The sequence below is a fragment of the Brucella haematophila genome, from assembly GCF_005938105.1.
Taxonomy (GTDB): Bacteria; Pseudomonadota; Alphaproteobacteria; order Rhizobiales; family Rhizobiaceae; genus Brucella; species Brucella haematophila.
The window spans coordinates 60359-78121 of record NZ_VCPE01000021.1; the positions used below are offsets into that span (position 1 = coordinate 60359).

A 17763-nucleotide genomic window follows, 5' to 3' on the forward strand; every position below is an offset into this window, starting at 1 on the left:
ATTTCGCGCGACAGCGAACAGCTTCCCTTGTTCGTGGGTAATTGCCTTTCCTTCCTGGATCGCGTTAACCTATCATTAACTTTAAAGTTGTTGACGACTCACAACGATACGGTCATTCTGACACTCAATCCGATTATTTTCCTTGTTGAGCGATTTTAATGATCCACAGCGCCAATGCCACTAATGTCAAACAATCCGTGGAAAAGTCGTTAACTCGGCTTATTGAAGCGGACGCCGACACACTGAGCGCCCAGCTTCAACACCTTCGTGCACGCGCATTCCCGCCGACAGCACAGAAAGAATTACGTAAATTTGCCCCGGGCGAGGCAGCCAAGCTCATTGGGATCAGTGACGTCTATCTTCGCACCCTCGTAAATGACGGTGTTATTGGAGAAGCGGAAAAGAACGCCGCTGGCAGACGCCTCTATTCCTTGGAGCAAATCCATGCTATCCGGCATCACTTGAGTAATAATAAAAAGAGCTATGACCAACGCCGTAGGGAAGACGATCGACTTCAAGTAATAGCTGTTACTAATTTCAAAGGTGGCTCAGGCAAAACCACTACGGCTGCACATTTAGCGCAGTACTTTGCGCTTCGCGGTTATCGTGTTCTAGCCGCAGATCTAGATCCTCAGGCGTCATTGTCTGCTTTATTTGGAATACAGCCGGAATTTGATCTCGAGCCTAACGAGACGCTTTACGGTGCAATCAGGTATGATGAAGCTCAACGGTCACTCAAAAGCATCATTAAGACTACATATTTCAGCGGTCTCGATATCGTACCTGGTAATCTCGAGTTGCAGGAATTCGAACACGAAACTCCTCGCGCCTTAACATCAGCGTCGCGATCAACTGACAAATTGTTTTTCACACGAGTAGCATCCGCACTGAAAAGTGTTGAAGACGACTATGATATCGTGGTTCTCGATTGCCCCCCTTCGCTTGGTTACCTAACCCTGTCGGCACTCTGTGCCGCAACTTCGGTGCTTGTAACAATTCATCCCCAAATGCTTGATGTAGCATCAATGAGCCAATTCTTGCACATGACCGCTGGCCTTTTTGATGTTGTTGAAAGAGCAGGGGGCAATGCGAATTATGACTGGTTTCGCTATGTGCTTACTCGTTACGAACCAAACGACGGCTCCCAGTCGCAGATTGCTGGCCTTCTTAAAGGACTATTCGGAGACCGGGTATTAACTAATTCGATGGTCAAGTCCGCCGCGATATCAGACGCGGGAATTACGAAGCAGACTCTTTACGAGGTCGGCAGAGAAAACTTTCATCGGCAGACGTATGATCGTGCGATCGAAGCTCTCGACGCCGTCAATCATGAACTCGAAGAACTAGTGAGAGATGCGTGGGGTAGAAAATGAACAAGCGCCGTGATGCTTTACGAGATTTTCTAACGCCGATTACGACTAATCATGAGTTCTCAGCTGAGAACACACCCAGACGGCCGCAGGTGTCTTCGGGCGCATTGCAAAGCATGAATGATGCAATTACCGGCCTTTCGAATGAAGCTGACGAACTCCGCAAAGCGCTAACCGATGGCCAAGCCATTGTAGAACTCGATGCAAATCTTATTGACGCGTCCTTTGTCAAGGATCGCCTAGATGAGCATGCAGGCGCGGAGTTTGACGCTTTATTGAATAGCATTCAGGAGAACGGTCAGGCAGTACCCGTGCTTGTAAGACCAAATCCTGATCAATCCGGTCGTTATCAACTCGCTTACGGACATCGGCGCGTTGCCGCACTTAAACAGCTTGGTTTAAAGGTCAAATCGTTCATTCGAGACCTGTCCGACGACGAATTGATTATAGCGCAAGGTAACGAAAACCTCGAACGCAAAAATCTCACTTTTATTGAGAAGGCATTGTTTGCTCGACGCCTAGAAGATCGGGGAACGACGAGAGCGGTGATCATGGCAACGTTCGGCACCTCATCCAGAGGTGTTTTGTCCGAAATGATTGCGTTGGCACGAAAGTTACCTGAAGAGCTCATACAGGCTATTGGCGCAGCGCCAGGTATTGGACGGCCGAAATGGGATTCAATGGCTACACTGCTAGCCAATAAGCCAAACGCGTTCGAAACCGTTCTTCGGAATGAAACTCTGCAGACTCTAAATAGCACCGAACGCTTTGAAGCGATCTTCGCGTCTCTTAAGCAAGCGAACAAAGTATCAACAAACACAGTTGATCATGCCTGGCGTTCTGATGACTCACAGTTAAGAGCAGTTACCAAATCCAAGCCTAAAGGATACGCTGTCGAGTTCTCAGAGCCTGAAGGAAAAGCGTTTGGAGCGTGGATATCGGATAATATGAAGCGCTTATATGAAGAATATAAGGACAGTAAACAGCCAAACTAGGAGACTTAGCAAAAGAAAAAGGCCCCCAAACGTTACCGTCGTGGAAGCCTCTCTCAAAGTTCTAGCAGACCGAGAATCGCATTTCCATGAATCAGTGTCAAGAGTCGTAAGCGTCTTTTTGGCGGGTGGATTTCTTTTGCCTTTTGAAAGGTGAGAGGGAATGCAAATTCTGAAGACTGACGCGTCCGCATTGCGTGGGCGAATGAAGATATTTGCCCAGAGTACTGACCGGCAGGAACAGCCGAAGCAGGAGAGGGGTGTAAACAGATGGGCGGTTTACAAACAGCTTTGCGTCGCTAAGGCTGAATTCGATCTGAACGATCGTTGCCTTGCCGTGCTGAGCTCGCTTCTGTCATTTCTGCCTGATGACGAATTGGCTGAGAAAAGCGGTCTCATCGTGTTTCCATCCAATCGGCAGCTTTCGCTGCGTGCCCATGGCATGCCGGAGTCTACACTGCGCCGACATCTGGCCTCCCTGATTGAAGCCGGGATCATTGCGCGCAAAGATAGCCCGACCCGCAAGCGCTATGCTCATAAGGACAGGGAAGGCTGCGTCGAGCTTGCTTTCGGCTTTTCCTTTGCACCATTGCTCCAGCGCGCCTCTGAAATTGCTGCTATCGCGGATAAGATTCTCGCAGATCAGAAAGCGCTGAAGCGTCTTCGCGACGAAGTGTCGGTCATGCGCCGAGATATGGCGGCAGCTTTTGCGGATAAGGCCGAAGAAAGAGGTGAGCTTAGTGAGTGTCTCGAAGCTTTGTTCGTTCGCTTCCGCTCCATTGTCGACGCAATTCCTCGTCGTGCATCTCTTGATGAACTGTCCGCGATTAGGGCCAATTTTGAAGCCATTCGTGGTGAATTGGCTATCGCTTTGAAAACAATAGAGATTGTTCCGGAAATGAGCGTCAGCGTCGCTCAAACTGAGCGGCAGCATAATGAATCCCTGCCAGAATCCCTTTTTGAATCTCAAAATGGCGAAAAGATTGATTTGAACGCGCCTTCCGCGGAAACACCAGTTTCTGTGAAGCCTGAAGAAGGAACTTCTGGCAACTTAACCCCATCCATTTCCCTCGATCAGGTGCTTCGATCCTGTCCAGATATTCGCGAGTATGGTGCGAACGGAATTGGTACATGGCGTGAGCTTTTCGATGCCTCGCGGATCGTCTCGGGCTTTCTCGGCATCAGTCAATCAGCCTATCAGGAAGCGATCCGTTTCATGGGGCCAGAAACCGCGTCGACGGCCATTGCATGGATTCTGCAGAAACTATCGGCCATCAATTCGCCCGGCGGATATCTACGATCCCTGACGCAGAAGGCGAGGGGAGGGAGCTTCTCAATCCGTCAGCTCCTGTTTTCTGGAATGAAGGCAAGTGGGCATCTCGTCTCATTATGAGACTGCGTTGACCCGTTTCTTAAGGCACAGCCATGAGTTGGAAACCTCTATCGCGAATAAGCCAAATTCTGGGTTCGGGGCTGGTCGCGGGATTGATTTCTTGGCTGGTCTGGGCTGGTGCACAAGGTCTCTTTGGCATCATACAAAACGGTAGGATCGTCAATCGACGAGGGCCGGACGTTTATATGAGCGATAACCCCATCATATTTTGGGCTCTAACTGGGTTTTTCGCAATCGGCGTCATTCTCATGACTGATCTGGCGTTGATTTGCTTATCGCACTGGTTTTCCCTTTTCCGACGTTCGAACCGTTAGGCGAGAGGCTTTCATAACGTTAAGCGGTTTGGCGGATGATCGCCAAAAGAAGAATGCGTCTCAGGTTCGTTGATTGGCTTCTCTGCAATGCGTGTATGGAATACCGCTGATGAAGAGAGATTGGAATATGTGCGTAGGTCGCTCGTACGAAGACCATCGCCGCCAGATTGCAGCGATGGACGTGGCGAAAAGTCTGCGGGATGCCGATTCAGATCGGTCGAACGTTTTCTGCCTTGGCTTTGCCGGTCTTACGATCCTGGCCGATTTCGTAGCTGACTTTCTGGCCCTCTCGGAGTGATCCGCCTGCTTGTAACAAGCTAGAGACATGCACAAAAACATCACTGCCGCCATCTTCTGGCGTGATGAAGCCAAAGCCCTTGTCAGAATTGAAAAACTTTACCGTGCCCGTTGCCATATGGATCCTCTCGAATGGAGCGGCGTTTGCCTTGCCGATGGAGACTATTGAATGCGCAGCGGACGCGCAACCGCTTCGTATCGCGGCCACCCGATCGATTGATCATTGAACCAAGGAGCCGCTGGCCATATGACCAGTATGAGTTCTTGTGAGGAGGCGCAGACTTGAGTGTTATATTCCTGAATGGATCAGGCAGTTTGATTTGTGACGGCGTTGATGCTGGCCAGATTGAATTTAGTATTGCGGAGCCTGCTGACGGTCCGGATACGACTAGGCGTGGAAAACTCTGGGGGAATAGGCAGGCTATTGCTGCTGCGATGGATGCCCTGAAAGTGGAACTGAAACCTTCCGATGCTCATGATCTTTTATCCCTGGATGTCGAGGAGACTGATCGGCAGGGCGGCATGTCATTCAGTGTCCGGTAGCAGGCTAAGCTAAGTGACTCTTTTGGGATCAGTCAAACATTTCATTCGAAGACGCGTCTTCTGGAAGGATGGCGCGTTCAGATGTACTTGATGCGAGGAGGCTGTATGCGAGCATCGTAACCCCGACAAAAGCTATCAACATGGCAATCACAGCCACCAGCAACCGGACGCGTTGTCGGCGTTTGAAAGATGATTGGCCAGTCCAATCGATCATAGAGGAAGGATAATTGTCGTTCATAAGTCGATATTGCGCATAAATAAGTAAACAAGACTCTGATTGAAAGCTGTGCTTACAAAATTTAACTGCGCGGTAGCGGCTGAAAACGCATGAACGCTCTCTACATTGCCAAGGGTGACCGACTTTCGAAGAGCGCTGAGGCTTTTGATGGCTTCAGCTGACTTTCAAGCGCTGCAAATTAAAATCAGCTTCGCGATCTCCCGAGGAGGGAGGCTCGGATCAAATCTCTTTTGTTCTCTGCAGCTGCAACAGGGGCGGCGACAATGGCGGGCGCTGGCGTTTGGCTCTTTTGCTCTCGGAAGATTTGCAGGCGCTTTTGAGCATTCAGCTGGTCTGAATCTGACACTGGCTCAACGGGCTCGCCGTTAATGTCATGACGCATCGCATCTGGCCGGCTGCACGCCAGATAATAGCGCTTCGAGTGAACATAAGCGCCGATAGCGCGACGAAGTGCAGTGACGCTTTCGCCTGGACTGAGGTAAGGCGAAACCTGCTGAAAAAAGCCGATTGCGACCGGGCGAATGGGATCGCCAACAGCAGCAGGTAGAATGCCCAACGGCTGCACGAGCAAATCGGCTATGGCCATCGCTCTGCGAAGATCCTTATCCGTAGCGGTTACAGGCTTCGAGGCGATTTTCGAGTTTCCGTTCATGCTTTCCTATTCCCCCGCACTCTGGTGGTTTGCTGTCCTATTAAGCGAATGTGAACAGAGTTTGACACCTCAATGTTCTTATCTGCGTCTAAAATTGTCGACTGCACGATCGCAAGAATCCATCGTACGCTGCAGCGCACAGGGTCATTTATTGCCAGCCCCAGCATATTACTGGGGATGACGGGCACGCCGTTTACTTCAGTTACATTGCTGACAGATCGCAGTTCGATGCGATCATCGTGCTTGGTTCATCGATGCATGCATTTATTTACCGGACCCGAAGGCGATATTGGCCACGACCGACACGAACAAAGAGGGGGGCTTCTCCGCAGAGCTTCTCCGTACAGTTTTCTGCCAGAAAGCTGAAATGACGTGTATATGGCCAATTCGGACAAAATCGTCTTATGTCTTTTGCGGTAAACGGCTCCTTCAATGTCCAGTCAAGGTGTACTGCATGGCAGATCTCGCCATAAACCTGCTGATCGCTCTTTTTCATGACGAAACTCGTATCATTAAGAATGCGATACGAGCGCAAACAGTCACTGCGGCTAAGGGCCTATCCATTGAATGCGATATCATCTTATTAATCTCCCGTTAGAATGAACGGGCCGTCGGCTTGTAAACTAGCACTGAAAATCGATTTTACAAATTGTCGCTCTATCCAAACAATATCCGACTTTGGGAAACAGTGCTCCGGTCACACTATTTGAGCTATCGCTTAATCGTTGCATCGCGCAACACGCGGAGTCGGCGGAAGGAACTAAAACCCCGGAGCTCTTCCCAAAGACACCGGGGCCGTCCATCGCAATCTGGTCACGTCTCCATCCGCTTTGAACGTCGAAAATATAATCGCCTTGAATCCAGATTCCAATCCGTCGCTTACCTGTAAACATCGAAGACCCTTCAGCAGAATCCTGATCTCGGGTTAATCTGCCTTGGACCTTCAAACGATTCTTGAGCGCAGTTTGCGGTGGGAGCGTAGCGAACGCCGCCGGCCGGAGGCACCCGCGCTCTCATATCGCGCTGTAGGGTTGCCGGAGGCCCATTAAGAGAGGCGAGATGGCTTCGGTTAATAGAACTGGTAATTTCGATAGATGTTACCGGAAAGGTAATATGTGAATACCGATTGGATGACTTATAAGGAAGATTTTTGCCCAGATATCTACAAATAATAGCTTTCCGGGCGTACTGTTCAGCAAATACGTCTTTTTATGGGTTGTCGGAGTGAACCAAATCGGTAACATTAATTGCTGTTGAATACCAAACTTGAGGAGAATGTGACCGGGTAAAAAAGAAAAACCGCTCCCGAAAAAATCCGGAAGCGGGGTGCAAATTTCAAATATTTCGTAGAATTAAACTCGCACTCCCAACTTCCAAAGTCAATACAAAACGCTTTTCGGCGAACGGGAAAGCTTTGCCTAGTCCCTAAGAGGAGACGAGGAGTATGGTGGAAGCCCTACAGCCTGTGCGGCGGGTCGGCCGCAAACAGACATCACAACGAACCGAGTTTCGGCGGCTGGCTCAGACTGCGAAAATTGGAACGGTGACACGCGGCCAACTGATCGGACTTGCGCAGTCACTCCCTTGCCTTGGCCTCATCAACGGCACAGAGGCACATTTGCTTGTTGTACTGATCAGTACTGCTCCAGCAGAGAGCTATGACAAAGGTGGCCGACCGATCGTGTTCAAATCCAACGCTGCGCTTGCGTTCGAGATTGGGCGATCCGAGGGACGTGTCAGCCGTGTGTTATCCCGGCTGTTTGATGCCGGTGTTATTACCATGCAGGATAGCGACAACTATAAACGCTATCCGGTGCGTGATGGGGACGACAGTATTGCCGACGCTTGCGGTATCGATCTGCGCGTTCTCATTGCTCGCTTCGCGGAGCTTGATGAAATGATACGGCAAGCAAAGGCGGAAAAGAAAGCACTCAATGCGAACCTGCGTCGCTATCGCGGCGCCGTTCGCAATCTGCGTTACGCGCTCGTGTCTGTCGAGGACCTGCCTGCGCGATTGCACGCGTTGATCGAGAAGCGTTTTGCACGTGTTCTCGATGCGGTAGGCATCGCGAGCAGGGCATCAAGTGCTGTTCTGCGTCGCGCAACTGCCTTGATTGAATGGATCATCGAGCGGGCGATGCAGATGCCTCGCCGTAACCAGACTTACGATAGAAACGAAAATTCGACATGCCCATGTGCCGAAAACGACATGCACAAACAGATTACAAACCCTTATTCCCTTGAAAATAGTAGAGGTGAAATGCGTTCGGCTAACGCTGAACAACTCAATTTTCCAAAAACCGGCTTCGCCGGTAAGAGGGCTTTCGAGAAAAGCTTGGGGCGCAATTCCAGCCAACTCAATCAACCGCACCACCCCCCACAAGCGTTAGTGGCCCTGCAAGATCTGTTACGGGCAATACCGGCGCTGACCACCTACGGAATGTCAAGCCCTCGCACCTGGGCTGAATTGATCAGGCTAGCCCCGCAAATTTGCCGGTTGGCCAGCATTTCCGAAGACGCACGCCGCCGCGCGGTTGATCAGATGGGTGAACAGGAAGCCGCGATTGCCATCGCGGTCACGCTGCAGAAGTTCGACGAGAGGCAAGTGAAGTCGCCGGGCGGCTATTTGCGCGCCATGACAGAGCGCGCTGCCGCCGGCGAACTGCATCTTGCCCGCTCGGTTTTCGGGCTTGCTGCCCGACATGGAATGGAGGGAATACATTGACCTTTCGCCGCCGCGGTGGCCCTGCTGCTGACTGTCGGCCTTGCTGTCGCGGACCAATGACCAGGTTCCGTGGCCGGAACGGCCCGCGTCATCGATGGCGATACGATCAGCATGCGACAACAGCGTGTCCGGATTGCCGCAATCGACGCTTGCGAAAAGGAGCAGAGCGCCTTTTTGAACGGCAAGACGTCGCCATGCGGCCTGGTTGCGCGCAGCTACCTCCGCAAAATAATCGACGGGAAGCATGTGTCCTGCCGGACCGTTGACGTCGATCGTTATAACCGTCCCGTCGGTCAGCGCCTTCTCGAAGACAAGGATATCGGCCTCGCAATGTTGCGCGCGGGGCAGGCCGAAGCGATGTTGCGCTACTTGCCGCGAAACCACGCCATAGACATTGCTGATTACGGGTATGCCGAAAATGAAGCCCGCGAACGGTTGCTAGGAATTTGGGCGGCGGACGTAGAAAGCCCGCCTCTGTATAACCAAATTGGCATTATCGAATGATCGGTGCAGAGAACTGTTCCGGTTGTCCATATTTGCCATGAGTACACGATACCCGTTGAAAATGCGCTTTATCTGGCTATCATGCGTTGCAATATCGGTATTGTATCAACGGTCTGTGCCGACGAGGCTAATTGCCATATTGGCGTATAGAGCACACCTCTAATTCGGTTGCTTTTGACGCTCGTTCGCACGTCGACGCGGTTGCCGCAAAGCCGGAAGCCTGAAAAATTTCCCCGCCTGCGGCTCCTCGCGCGACAAATTTTTCGGCCCTCGGCTTCCTCCGCTGCGCTCCGGCCCAAGGGTGCAACACCGCTTACCGCCGTGCCAGTGAACGATCATCGCAACCACATAGAGGAGTGAATACCATGGCCAACGAAATCACCAACTTCATCCAGTTTGATAGCGAAGACCTCGACACCGCTTCCGGCAAAGGCCGCATCTCGACCCTGACCGACGACATTGACATTGAGGTCATGCCTTTTAACTCGGAAAACCCGGACGCTCCGACGCACCGCGTTTTCGCCAAATCCCCACGTGGCTTCAATATCGAAGTTGGCGGGATCTGGAGAAAGGCTAAGGCCGACGGCGAAGGCTTTAAGCGCAATCTCTCGATCCGCCGCTTGAATTACAACGCCAACCTCGGTCGCTTCGGCGGACAGGACGACCCAAGCCTTCAGGCCGTTCTCGAATGGGATCCGCGCAGTTGATAGTCCAATAGCGCCCGGCCAAGTGCCGGGCGCAACGCACCGAAAGTCGCGAAAATCCCTTTGTTTTCTGGATTTTGGTCGCCTTTTGTGCTAGCGTTAACTGCAACAGGAGTTTTGAAGATGAACGTTCATGCCCCCCGTCCGGATCGATCTCCGGAAGCTGTTGCCAGGCGCAAAAAGGCTACGGATCAGGCGCGCGCCGCAAATATGCGACAGGGCTATGTCCACGATCCACTGTTGGAAGCGGCAACAGCGGCCTATGTCGCCGGCGATATCACGCGCGACGAATACAGAGAGCGTGTTGTTCGCAAACCGCAATAGTTCAACCTCAACCTTTTTAGTTTGGCGCCGCCTGCCTTGGGCAGGCGGCTTTTCATTGGTCTTCGCCATGGCTGAAACGGAATCCAACGGTTCCTATACATATCCGAACACATCGGGCGATCCTGATCGCAGGACGTGCTGCGCAACAAACTCGGAATCCGGTCGCACAAGGAACTGCGCGTCGAAGAATATCGCGCGACAGCATTCCGGATGGCTGAAATTGCCGAAGGAGACGGCCCGAAAGGCGCTTTCGACGCGCAACATCTGAAGGCCATTCATGGTCATATTTTCCAAGACATTTATGAATGGGCCGGTCATACCCGCGATGAAAGCCCGGTCGTTGACGGCCAGAGAGTGGAGCCGATTGGTAATCTGTCGAAAGGCGGAACCTCGTTCCTGCACGGTTCACGTATCGAGATGGGCTTGGAAGAAGCCTTTAGACCGATCCGGAATCCCGAGATATTGCGCGGATCGTCGGTCGAACGGTTCGCCGAAATCGCCGGTAAAGTGTTGGCGGAGTTGAATTACGTGCACCCGTTTCGAGAAGGCAACGGACGGGCCCAGGAGGCACTGCTAGCATCCATCGGTCGCGAATATGGTCATGAGGTTGACTTCACGGTCATTACTAAGCCGCGTATTATCGACGCATCGATCGCGACGACGAACGAGCCCTCCAGTCCGGCGATGAAACATATCTTTGAAGACGCGATCGATCCAAACCGGCAGGAAGCCATAAGAGCTGCGTTCGTCGATTTGGAAATGCGCGGTGAGAATGCTTTCGAGCACAACGTGCGCACCGCCAGGCCGGGCGAACAGATTTCAGGTCAGGTTCTCGGGCACGATATACGTGTAGCCAGCCTTGTTACCGACCACGGGATTGTCGCCGTCGATCGCGCCGACCTTCTCCCGCCTGTCGCGCCCGGATCAGGTCAGAAATGCAGATGGTCGCGCCGTCGAGCGAGTGTCACCAGAGCAGAAAATAGCCGCGGACCCGTCCCGGTTTGCGGAGCTGTCGGCGCAAAAGCAGCCCGCGCGGAATTCCGACGACCGCGAACGATAAGAGGTGCAATCCTCCGCGCCGAGAGCCAGTCTGTTAGCTTCGGTGAGTGACATTTAGGCCGCCCCACTCGTTGGCTGATTGACGGACAAGCTGCGATAGCCCCTTCCCCATGCAACCGCTTCGCGGTCCTCCACTCCTGTTGCGGCCCAAAGGGTGCATGGGCTCGTCCCGGCTATCTCCGTTTCTTGCCGTCAACCAACGAATGGAGACGGCCATGAACAACGTCAGCGACACCTATCAGCGCATCACAGACCTCATCATCGAGCAGCTGGAAGCGGGCACCAAACCCTGGGTGCAGCCTTGGCGCGGAAATACCCGCCCGACCTCCATCATCCCCCGCCGATCCAGCGGCGAAGCCTATCGCGGCATCAATGTTCTCATGCTCTGGATTGCATCACAGATGAACGGCTACGAGGAGACCAGCTGGATGACCTATCGTCAGGCGAAGGATCTCGGCGGTCAAGTCCGGAAGGGCGAACGTGGATCGCTCGTCGTCAAGTATGGCACCTTTACGCCCAAGGATCAGGACGCCGATGACGACCGTTCGATCCCTTATCTCAAGGGCTACACGGTATTCAACGTAGAGCAGATCGAGAACCTGCCTATCGAGTATTACAGCCCAGCCGAACCAATGCCGACCACGCCCGTGCCGCACAATAAAACCGTCGATAACTTTGTCCGCCAGACGGGTGCTGTCATTCACTACGGCGGCACGAAGGCTTGCTATCGTCCTGGACCTGACGACATTCTCATGCCCGACCGCGAGCGCTTTTTAAGCGACGTCCACCTGTATTCGTCACTTCTGCACGAAATCAGTCATTGGTCAGGCGCAAAAGATCGCCTTGATCGCGATCTGTCTGGCCGTTTTGGCACCAACGCTTACGCGGTCGAAGAGCTCGTCGCAGAACTGTCTGCAGCATTTCTCTGCGCTGACTTAGGTGTGTCCCATGATCCTCACGAAAACACAGCCGCCTACATCGATAATTGGCTGGCCGTCCTGGAGGCTGATAAACGCGTCATTATCACCGCTGCAGCCAAAGCTCAGGCGGTTGCCGATTATCTGCATGGGCTCACATCGATACACAGATCGGAGGTCGCGTAAGCGACCTCGATGTCAAACAGGTCTTTTCTGCCGCATCGGATCTGACAGAAATGACAAGATTATGAGATATTACTGTGTTCTGGAGCGAGCGGTATTATAAACATCGCCACGCTCACGTTTTCCAACGGCCACAACCAACACCGTCACAGTGTCGTCGTTGACGGAATAAACCAGCCGATAGCCCAATTGGCGAAGCTTGATCTTATAATGATCGGGCATACCATGAAGTGAAGCACTCACGACGCGCGGCGTTTCCAATCGTTCGCGTAGTTTCTTCTTCAATTGCTGCTGGATTGTCGCGCCGAGTTTATTCCATTCTTTGAGAGCTGATGGCAAGAATTCAAGCTTATAAGGCATCGATATCGACCGAAATTCCTTTTTCGTCGGCTCGTTTCCGGATTATCTCAGTAAGGCGAATATCATCCAGCTGTTCGAGCATGGCTTCATAGACGCTAGCGGGAACCATATAAGCCATAATTCGATTATGATTAAGAACGGCCACAGCCTCGCCGTTAGCCTCGTCCATTACTGCGGACGGACTTTTTTTTAGGTCTGAAACGCTAACCGCTATATTTGCTTCCACACGTTGCATAACAAGTCCATATCAAATTAGGTATGAAATTTAGTACCATATTAAGTAGGGAAGCACAATAGCCAACCCGATCTTCCAATCGGTGATTGGTTCTTAGATCGCGCAATTCGAGCAATTGGCGGCTATTCGCAATTGGCATTGCCAGCTTCGACTATTTAACTGGATCCGTGCTTTGCGGTTTGGCGTCGACTTGGCTTTGTAGGTCAGCCATTTTTTTAACCAACGAAAGCAAGTCACGCGTAGTGCTGTGCGGGAGATCAGCCACCAGTTTCGCAAGTTCGACGCGATCCTTGGCTTCCTCCTCACTTTTGCCCCACAAATGAGGTGCTGCCTCGTAAAGCATTTCGATGGGCATAATGTTCAGCACTTCGCAGATATGCACCATGCGAGTGACATGCAGCTTTGAAAACGCGCGTTCATAGCGACCATAAACCGGCGTAGAAAGTCCCATGAGCGGAGCAAAATCGGCTTGTTTCAGGCCTGCCTTATCGCGTGCTTCACGCAGGTATTTCGCAAGCCGGTGATCGATTTCTTCAAACGTACTTATTCCGTTGAAGCCCGGACGCCTAAAGACAGGCTTATCGATCTCGGGATCATTGGTTTTTTCCAAAGAATGTTCATTAGCGAAATCCAATGCCTCACGATTCACGCTGAAACCCCTTTTGCCTGCCGTGCCACAACAGCGATCATTATCACATTTTCTGAAAATAGCAGCACTCCAGAGGTGGTGTTCGCTTGTTTCAACGCGCGTTTATATTGAAATGAAGCAGGAGAGCGATTTCGGCGTTATGTTGTTTGGGACTTCCAATGCCGACGTTGTCACTTCGGTTATCTGGATTTCACCGCAACAAGGCGCCAATCATTGGCCGCGCCCTCGAAGACTGCTTCGATAACTTTGGTCTCGTTCAGCCAGCTTAGCGATGCAGACAATTCGCATGCAGCGGTCTGCTCTTTGATTAGAATACAACGTAGCACTGACACTTTGGAAGAATGGCCGTATCCGGCGTAATTCCAGTTCGATAATCGAAATAGCTCTGTCTTGGCTGTTTCGTCATCAGGCCAGATGGCATCGTAGCTTTGCTTTGCCACACGTGCGATCGTCGGTTCGTCATTGTGAATATCTGGTTTGGTGTGTAGCGATGGAGCAATATAGATTCCAATGGCAATTCCGAGCGCTATCCCGACGAGAAAACTACGGCCGAACACGGTCAGTATCCATTATCTTTAAGATATTGATCAATGGCATCACGAAGAATGACCGTCATTTTGAGGCCATTGTCATGAGCAGCGTTCTCAAGACGACGTTTGGTTTCATAATCAAGCGAAACATTGACGAAATGTTTGCTTTCGCGTTCACGGGATTTGCGAAGCTCGCGCAGTCGGTTACGGGAGTCTTCTCGACGGTTCGCATTTTCAATTGCACTTGCGCGGTGTTGTTCCGGCGTTGTCTCGAGAGATTTATCCTGCTTTTTCTGACTTGCTGTCGCGGGCGCCGATTCATTTCCAACTCTTGTCGCACCTTCGTCGTGCGCACGAAAAATCGGCGGGGAAGAAGCAGTGGCCTTATCCAGATCGTCAGACCGTTTTCGACGTTCCGCGACAGGGAAATCAGAAAGAGAGATTTTTCCCTTAGCCATTGATAGTCTCCCCGCGGTGTTCCTTTTTAAGTTGCTCCAACTCCTCGACGAATGCATTCACCTCCGCTCTGGCCTTGAGAACCGGTTCACTCGGTTCGAGCATTTGTAGTGTGCCAAGACCGCTGCGGATTTCTCGATAGCAATTTCGTTCGATCAATTCCGTATCGAGAAGTACGGAATTGTATCCGTGTTCGCTCAAATTTTGGACGAAAGGGCGAATGATCCGGTATTCTTCGAGATGCCGATTGACGATAGTGATGCGCGTTCGCAGAACTGCTTGAGGGATATTACGGTCAAGAAGGTCCGTTCGTGTCGCAATTGCCTCTGCTGCTTCACCAACTGCTTTAATCTCATCCTGGGCGGGCTGAATGGGCGTGATGACGATATCTGAATGGTCGATTATCGTATCCATCACAACACTATCGACGCCCGGCGCGTCGATCAAAATGGCGTCATAGTTGGCCTCCTGTGACGCCATTAACTTCTCTATATTGTTCTGACGAAGTGCCGTCGCCAGTGAAATCGACGCCGGTACATTGTCCTTTGCCACGCACCGCTTCCACCACTCGGCTAAGTTCTGTCGTGGATCGGCATCAATTAGCAATACTCGTCGATTTTTGAGTGCGAGTTCACCGGCAGTCAAAATGACTGCGGTCGTCTTCCCCGCTCCACCTTTGCCGCTTACCGAAGCTATTCGAAGTGTCACGCTGGCCCTCCTGTACCTAGATAATGCTGGTTTTCTTTGTGTCGATTTATTGCCCGAAGCGTCGGCAAATGCTGCCCATACGGCGCAAGAATATATGTCAAGATAAGGTAATTTCACACGATGTGACAACCCTCAATATAGCATGTGACACACCATGTGTTCACATCAAATAATCACATCACTCAATGACTAGAGTTTGGGAACATGTTTCTCCCAATCGATTGTGAACCCCGGAGCCGCGCAAGAACCGTCTGTACCGCACGCACGCAGTCCGGCAAGGGCGAAGAGCGTAGCGCCCCTTGCTGGCGAGTACGAGGGGTGCACAAAGGCGATAAAGCGGTCTGGAGGTGAACCTTGGTGAGCGTGTTTCCTTTGCAACGCCGGGGCGTAGCCTCGGCGTAAGGGGTGAGCGGAGCGAGGCCAAGTTAGACGAATATTGATTAGTCGCGTTGTAATTGGTTAGGCAGGATACGGAAAAATGTGCTACATTTTTGCTTAGCAATCGCGAAACATGTCCGCGATTGATGATTGCTACGTTGGATTGGGGGCTATTGAAGCTTATGGATGAGGGAGTTTCCGATCATGTGGCGGCAGTAAAAGCCAAACCGCAAACCATTCACAGCCGCGTTTCGGCGGACGAATATGACGCAATCGACGCAGCTGCAAAGGCGGCCGACATGACGATGAGCGCATTTTTCAAGGCCGTGTTTCTGCAGGGGGGCGGGGTGAAGCCGATCTTCAATGCTGACGACAGGGCGCTTTTGTCTCTCATGCTTGAGGATATGCGTATGATCGGCGTCAATCTCAATCAGGTAGCGAGAGCGCTGAATAGTGGAAAGTCGGTGTCAGATAGCGAAATCCGAATGGTGGTCGGTGACGTGCAGAAGATGCAGGTAGGTGTCCTTAGCGAGTTGCGACGTGTTGCCAAGCGGTCAGGATACAAGCATCGCAGCAAGGAATAGCGGTCGATGGAGTTTTTTCTCGGAGCTTTTGAGAGCGAATGGGAGCAGCGCCGTGCGGCGTTGCTGCATGAGCTTTCGCTGGGTTCGAGTGCTGCAAGCCGCGCCGAGGAAGAAATGCGGCGGAGGTTGCGCGAATTACAGATCGCTGGCGGAGCTGCCGCTGCAGGTGGTGCTTCAGTCCCGAAAATGCGTAAGCTATCCTCAAGAGCGCAGGCGTTCGTCCAAAGCGCCGCAAATAGGCCGATTGCCGCGACGAGGCCGATGGAGACACGTTTGGCCGCGGTTGCAGCCGGAAGTCAGCCGGCTGTCGTGAAAATGGCGTCGTATGGCGGCGGTGCGCGTCTTGGCGCAATGGTGAATTATGTTGCCCGCAATGGTGAAATTAGCGTCGAAAAGGAAAACGGTGAGCGGCTGGAGGGACGTGAGGAACTGGCCCGGTTACGCGGAGAATGGGAGCCATTGTTTCAAAATCGGGCCGAGAGCAGGGATATTGGAACTTTCCGGGTGACGATCGAAGCTACCGGTTTCGCAACAGAAGAAGCATTGCACCAGCTCGTACGCGATAGCCTGGCGAGCGCATTCGGTAATCGCAGCTTCGCTTATGCTGTTTCGCAGCCATCACATGGCGTCTTAGACGTTGATGGTGTGGTGGTGTTGCGCAGCATGGAAGGGGAGCGGTTGACCGGCGATCCGAAGGCGGCGAACATTATTCAGAGGCGTTACAACGAAAGCGCAGCGTCCGAGCAGGCGAGGGCGCGTTTCCGTTTTACCGGGTATGGAAATGGCGTTGAGTATGGCGCCGCCAAGCTGAGAAATCTGGTCGAGGAGCATAAGGGCGACGTTCGTGACGATAAGGGGCGCATCGTTCCGGATGCGCGTTCCGCCGGCGACCTGGTGCAAAAGCAGTGGCGTCGGGAGTTGCACAGCCGAAAGGGCAGGGATGTGATGCACGTCATTATGTCTGCTAAGGCTGGTACTAATGTCCAAGCTTTCGAAAGCGCTGTTCGGGATTTTTTGGCCGCGCAGTTTGAAGGACACCGCTACATATTTGCGATGCATGATCCATTCAGCGACCCGAAGGAGATGGGGCAGGGCGGAAAGCGACCGCATATCCATGCCCATGCCATTATCGCTATGCGTTCGGATGCCGGTGATCGGGTAGAAACCTCGCCACAGGTTTTTCGCCAGTGGCGCGAGCTTATGGCTGAAAAGGCGCGCGAGCACGGTATCGCCATGGAAATGACGGACAGGCGCGAGTTTGCAAATGCTCCAGCCTACACGCGCAATCAGGTGCGGCCGGTTAATCGCGAGGGACGAACGGAACATGAGGGGACGAGTGCGGCAGCTCAATCGCGCTATGATGCCAAGCGATCGGGTCGGCGGAGTATGGCGCGAAGCGTGCGAAGTCGTGAATATACCGTAAAGGTAACTCATAGTTGGGAGAAAATAGCAATGGCTAGCGGCGATCACCAGATTGCCTCATACGCCATACAGCAAAGAGATATAGTTGTATCAACCAGTTCACCTCAATCGAAAGCTAAAACTTCTAACATCGTTCATGCAGATTTCGGGTCACATTACCACGCCAATTTGGTAAGGTTGCAGAACATCATTTTGGAGGGTGATAAAGTGCGCGAAATGTCGAGAA

At 52.3% G+C, this 17763-nt stretch carries 19 protein-coding genes and 1 pseudogene; 12 read left to right on the top strand and 8 right to left on the bottom strand.

What is annotated here, in order from left to right; all coding sequences use genetic code 11:
- Window positions 1–158 precede the first annotated feature (158 nt).
- From repA to repC (FGI60_RS23160), 3 genes are all read left to right on the top strand, one after another.
- A complete protein-coding gene (repA, locus tag FGI60_RS23150; protein ID WP_138787161.1) occupies window positions 159–1373 on the top strand; it encodes a plasmid partitioning protein RepA in 1215 nt (404 codons plus the stop codon).
- Entirely contained in the window at window positions 1370–2365 is a 996-nt protein-coding gene (gene repB / locus FGI60_RS23155) for a plasmid partitioning protein RepB (RefSeq protein ID WP_138787162.1), read from the top strand. Before repA ends, repB begins: the two co-directional genes overlap by 4 nt.
- 160 nt (window positions 2366–2525) lie before the next feature.
- Window positions 2526–3755 carry a plasmid replication protein RepC gene (repC, locus tag FGI60_RS23160; RefSeq protein ID WP_138787163.1) on the top strand — a complete coding sequence of 410 codons (1230 nt, stop codon included), beginning with the start codon at window positions 2526–2528 and terminating at the stop codon, window positions 3753–3755.
- Between the two features lie 522 nt (window positions 3756–4277).
- Here the strand turns inward: repC (FGI60_RS23160) and FGI60_RS23165 are convergent.
- Window positions 4278–4484: a cold-shock protein gene (locus FGI60_RS23165; protein ID WP_138787164.1), complete on the bottom strand. Its 207-nt coding sequence runs from the start codon at window positions 4482–4484 to the stop codon at window positions 4278–4280.
- Between the two features lie 164 nt (window positions 4485–4648).
- On the opposite strand from FGI60_RS23165, the gene FGI60_RS23170 reads away from it, so the two are divergent.
- Complete coding sequence (locus FGI60_RS23170; protein WP_138787165.1) at window positions 4649–4909, top strand: hypothetical protein; 261 nt, start codon at window positions 4649–4651, stop codon at window positions 4907–4909.
- A gap of 422 nt (window positions 4910–5331) precedes the next feature.
- On the opposite strand, the gene FGI60_RS23175 is transcribed toward FGI60_RS23170, so the two are convergent.
- Window positions 5332–5799 (bottom strand): ProQ/FINO family protein, encoded by a 468-nt coding sequence (locus FGI60_RS23175; protein ID WP_138787166.1) that lies wholly within the window; start codon window positions 5797–5799, stop codon window positions 5332–5334.
- A gap of 1444 nt (window positions 5800–7243) precedes the next feature.
- Between FGI60_RS23175 and repC (FGI60_RS23185) the strand changes: the two genes are divergently transcribed.
- The 6 genes and pseudogenes from repC (FGI60_RS23185) (at window position 7244) to FGI60_RS23210 (ending at window position 12218) form a co-directional block, all read left to right on the top strand.
- Window positions 7244–8524, top strand: coding sequence for a plasmid replication protein RepC (gene repC, locus FGI60_RS23185; RefSeq protein ID WP_138787167.1), 1281 nt, complete (start codon window positions 7244–7246; stop codon window positions 8522–8524).
- A gap of 69 nt (window positions 8525–8593) precedes the next feature.
- Window positions 8594–9028: a thermonuclease family protein gene (locus FGI60_RS23190; protein WP_235889912.1), complete on the top strand. Its 435-nt coding sequence runs from the start codon at window positions 8594–8596 to the stop codon at window positions 9026–9028.
- A gap of 365 nt (window positions 9029–9393) precedes the next feature.
- Window positions 9394–9735 carry a DUF736 family protein gene (locus FGI60_RS23195; RefSeq protein ID WP_138787168.1) on the top strand — a complete coding sequence of 114 codons (342 nt, stop codon included), beginning with the start codon at window positions 9394–9396 and terminating at the stop codon, window positions 9733–9735.
- A 120-nt stretch (window positions 9736–9855) separates the two neighbouring features.
- Entirely contained in the window at window positions 9856–10056 is a 201-nt protein-coding gene (locus FGI60_RS23200) for an antitoxin VbhA family protein (RefSeq protein ID WP_138787169.1), read from the top strand.
- Between the two features lie 67 nt (window positions 10057–10123).
- Window positions 10124–11116: pseudogene (locus FGI60_RS23205) on the top strand (Fic/DOC family protein).
- Window positions 11117–11330: 214 nt separating this feature from the next.
- Window positions 11331–12218, top strand: coding sequence for an ArdC family protein (locus FGI60_RS23210; RefSeq protein WP_138787170.1), 888 nt, complete (start codon window positions 11331–11333; stop codon window positions 12216–12218).
- Window positions 12219–12287: 69 nt separating this feature from the next.
- On the opposite strand, the gene FGI60_RS23215 is transcribed toward FGI60_RS23210, so the two are convergent.
- The 6 genes from FGI60_RS23215 to FGI60_RS23240 all read right to left on the bottom strand — a co-directional run bounded on the left by FGI60_RS23215 (window position 12288) and on the right by FGI60_RS23240 (window position 15153).
- Window positions 12288–12575: a type II toxin-antitoxin system RelE family toxin gene (locus FGI60_RS23215; RefSeq protein WP_011982866.1), complete on the bottom strand. Its 288-nt coding sequence runs from the start codon at window positions 12573–12575 to the stop codon at window positions 12288–12290.
- Window positions 12565–12810 (bottom strand): type II toxin-antitoxin system Phd/YefM family antitoxin, encoded by a 246-nt coding sequence (locus FGI60_RS23220; RefSeq protein ID WP_128095071.1) that lies wholly within the window; start codon window positions 12808–12810, stop codon window positions 12565–12567. The genes FGI60_RS23215 and FGI60_RS23220 overlap by 11 nt, the downstream gene beginning before the upstream one ends.
- A 151-nt stretch (window positions 12811–12961) precedes the next feature.
- Window positions 12962–13459 carry a helix-turn-helix domain-containing protein gene (locus tag FGI60_RS23225; RefSeq protein ID WP_138787171.1) on the bottom strand — a complete coding sequence of 166 codons (498 nt, stop codon included), beginning with the start codon at window positions 13457–13459 and terminating at the stop codon, window positions 12962–12964.
- 179 nt (window positions 13460–13638) lie between these two features.
- Entirely contained in the window at window positions 13639–14016 is a 378-nt protein-coding gene (locus tag FGI60_RS23230) for a hypothetical protein (protein WP_138787172.1), read from the bottom strand.
- A 2-nt stretch (window positions 14017–14018) separates the two neighbouring features.
- Window positions 14019–14447, bottom strand: coding sequence for a hypothetical protein (locus FGI60_RS26580; protein WP_235889914.1), 429 nt, complete (start codon window positions 14445–14447; stop codon window positions 14019–14021).
- Complete coding sequence (locus FGI60_RS23240) at window positions 14440–15153, bottom strand: ParA family protein (protein ID WP_138787173.1); 714 nt, start codon at window positions 15151–15153, stop codon at window positions 14440–14442. Before FGI60_RS23240 ends, FGI60_RS26580 begins: the two co-directional genes overlap by 8 nt.
- 584 nt (window positions 15154–15737) lie before the next feature.
- Here FGI60_RS23240 and FGI60_RS23245 point away from each other — a divergent pair.
- Window positions 15738–16115, top strand: a complete 378-nt coding sequence (locus tag FGI60_RS23245; protein WP_235889915.1) for a plasmid mobilization protein — start codon at window positions 15738–15740, stop codon at window positions 16113–16115.
- Between the two features lie 6 nt (window positions 16116–16121).
- On the top strand, window positions 16122–17763 hold a 1642-nt coding region (locus tag FGI60_RS23250; RefSeq protein WP_407921694.1), incomplete at its 3' end, for a relaxase/mobilization nuclease domain-containing protein.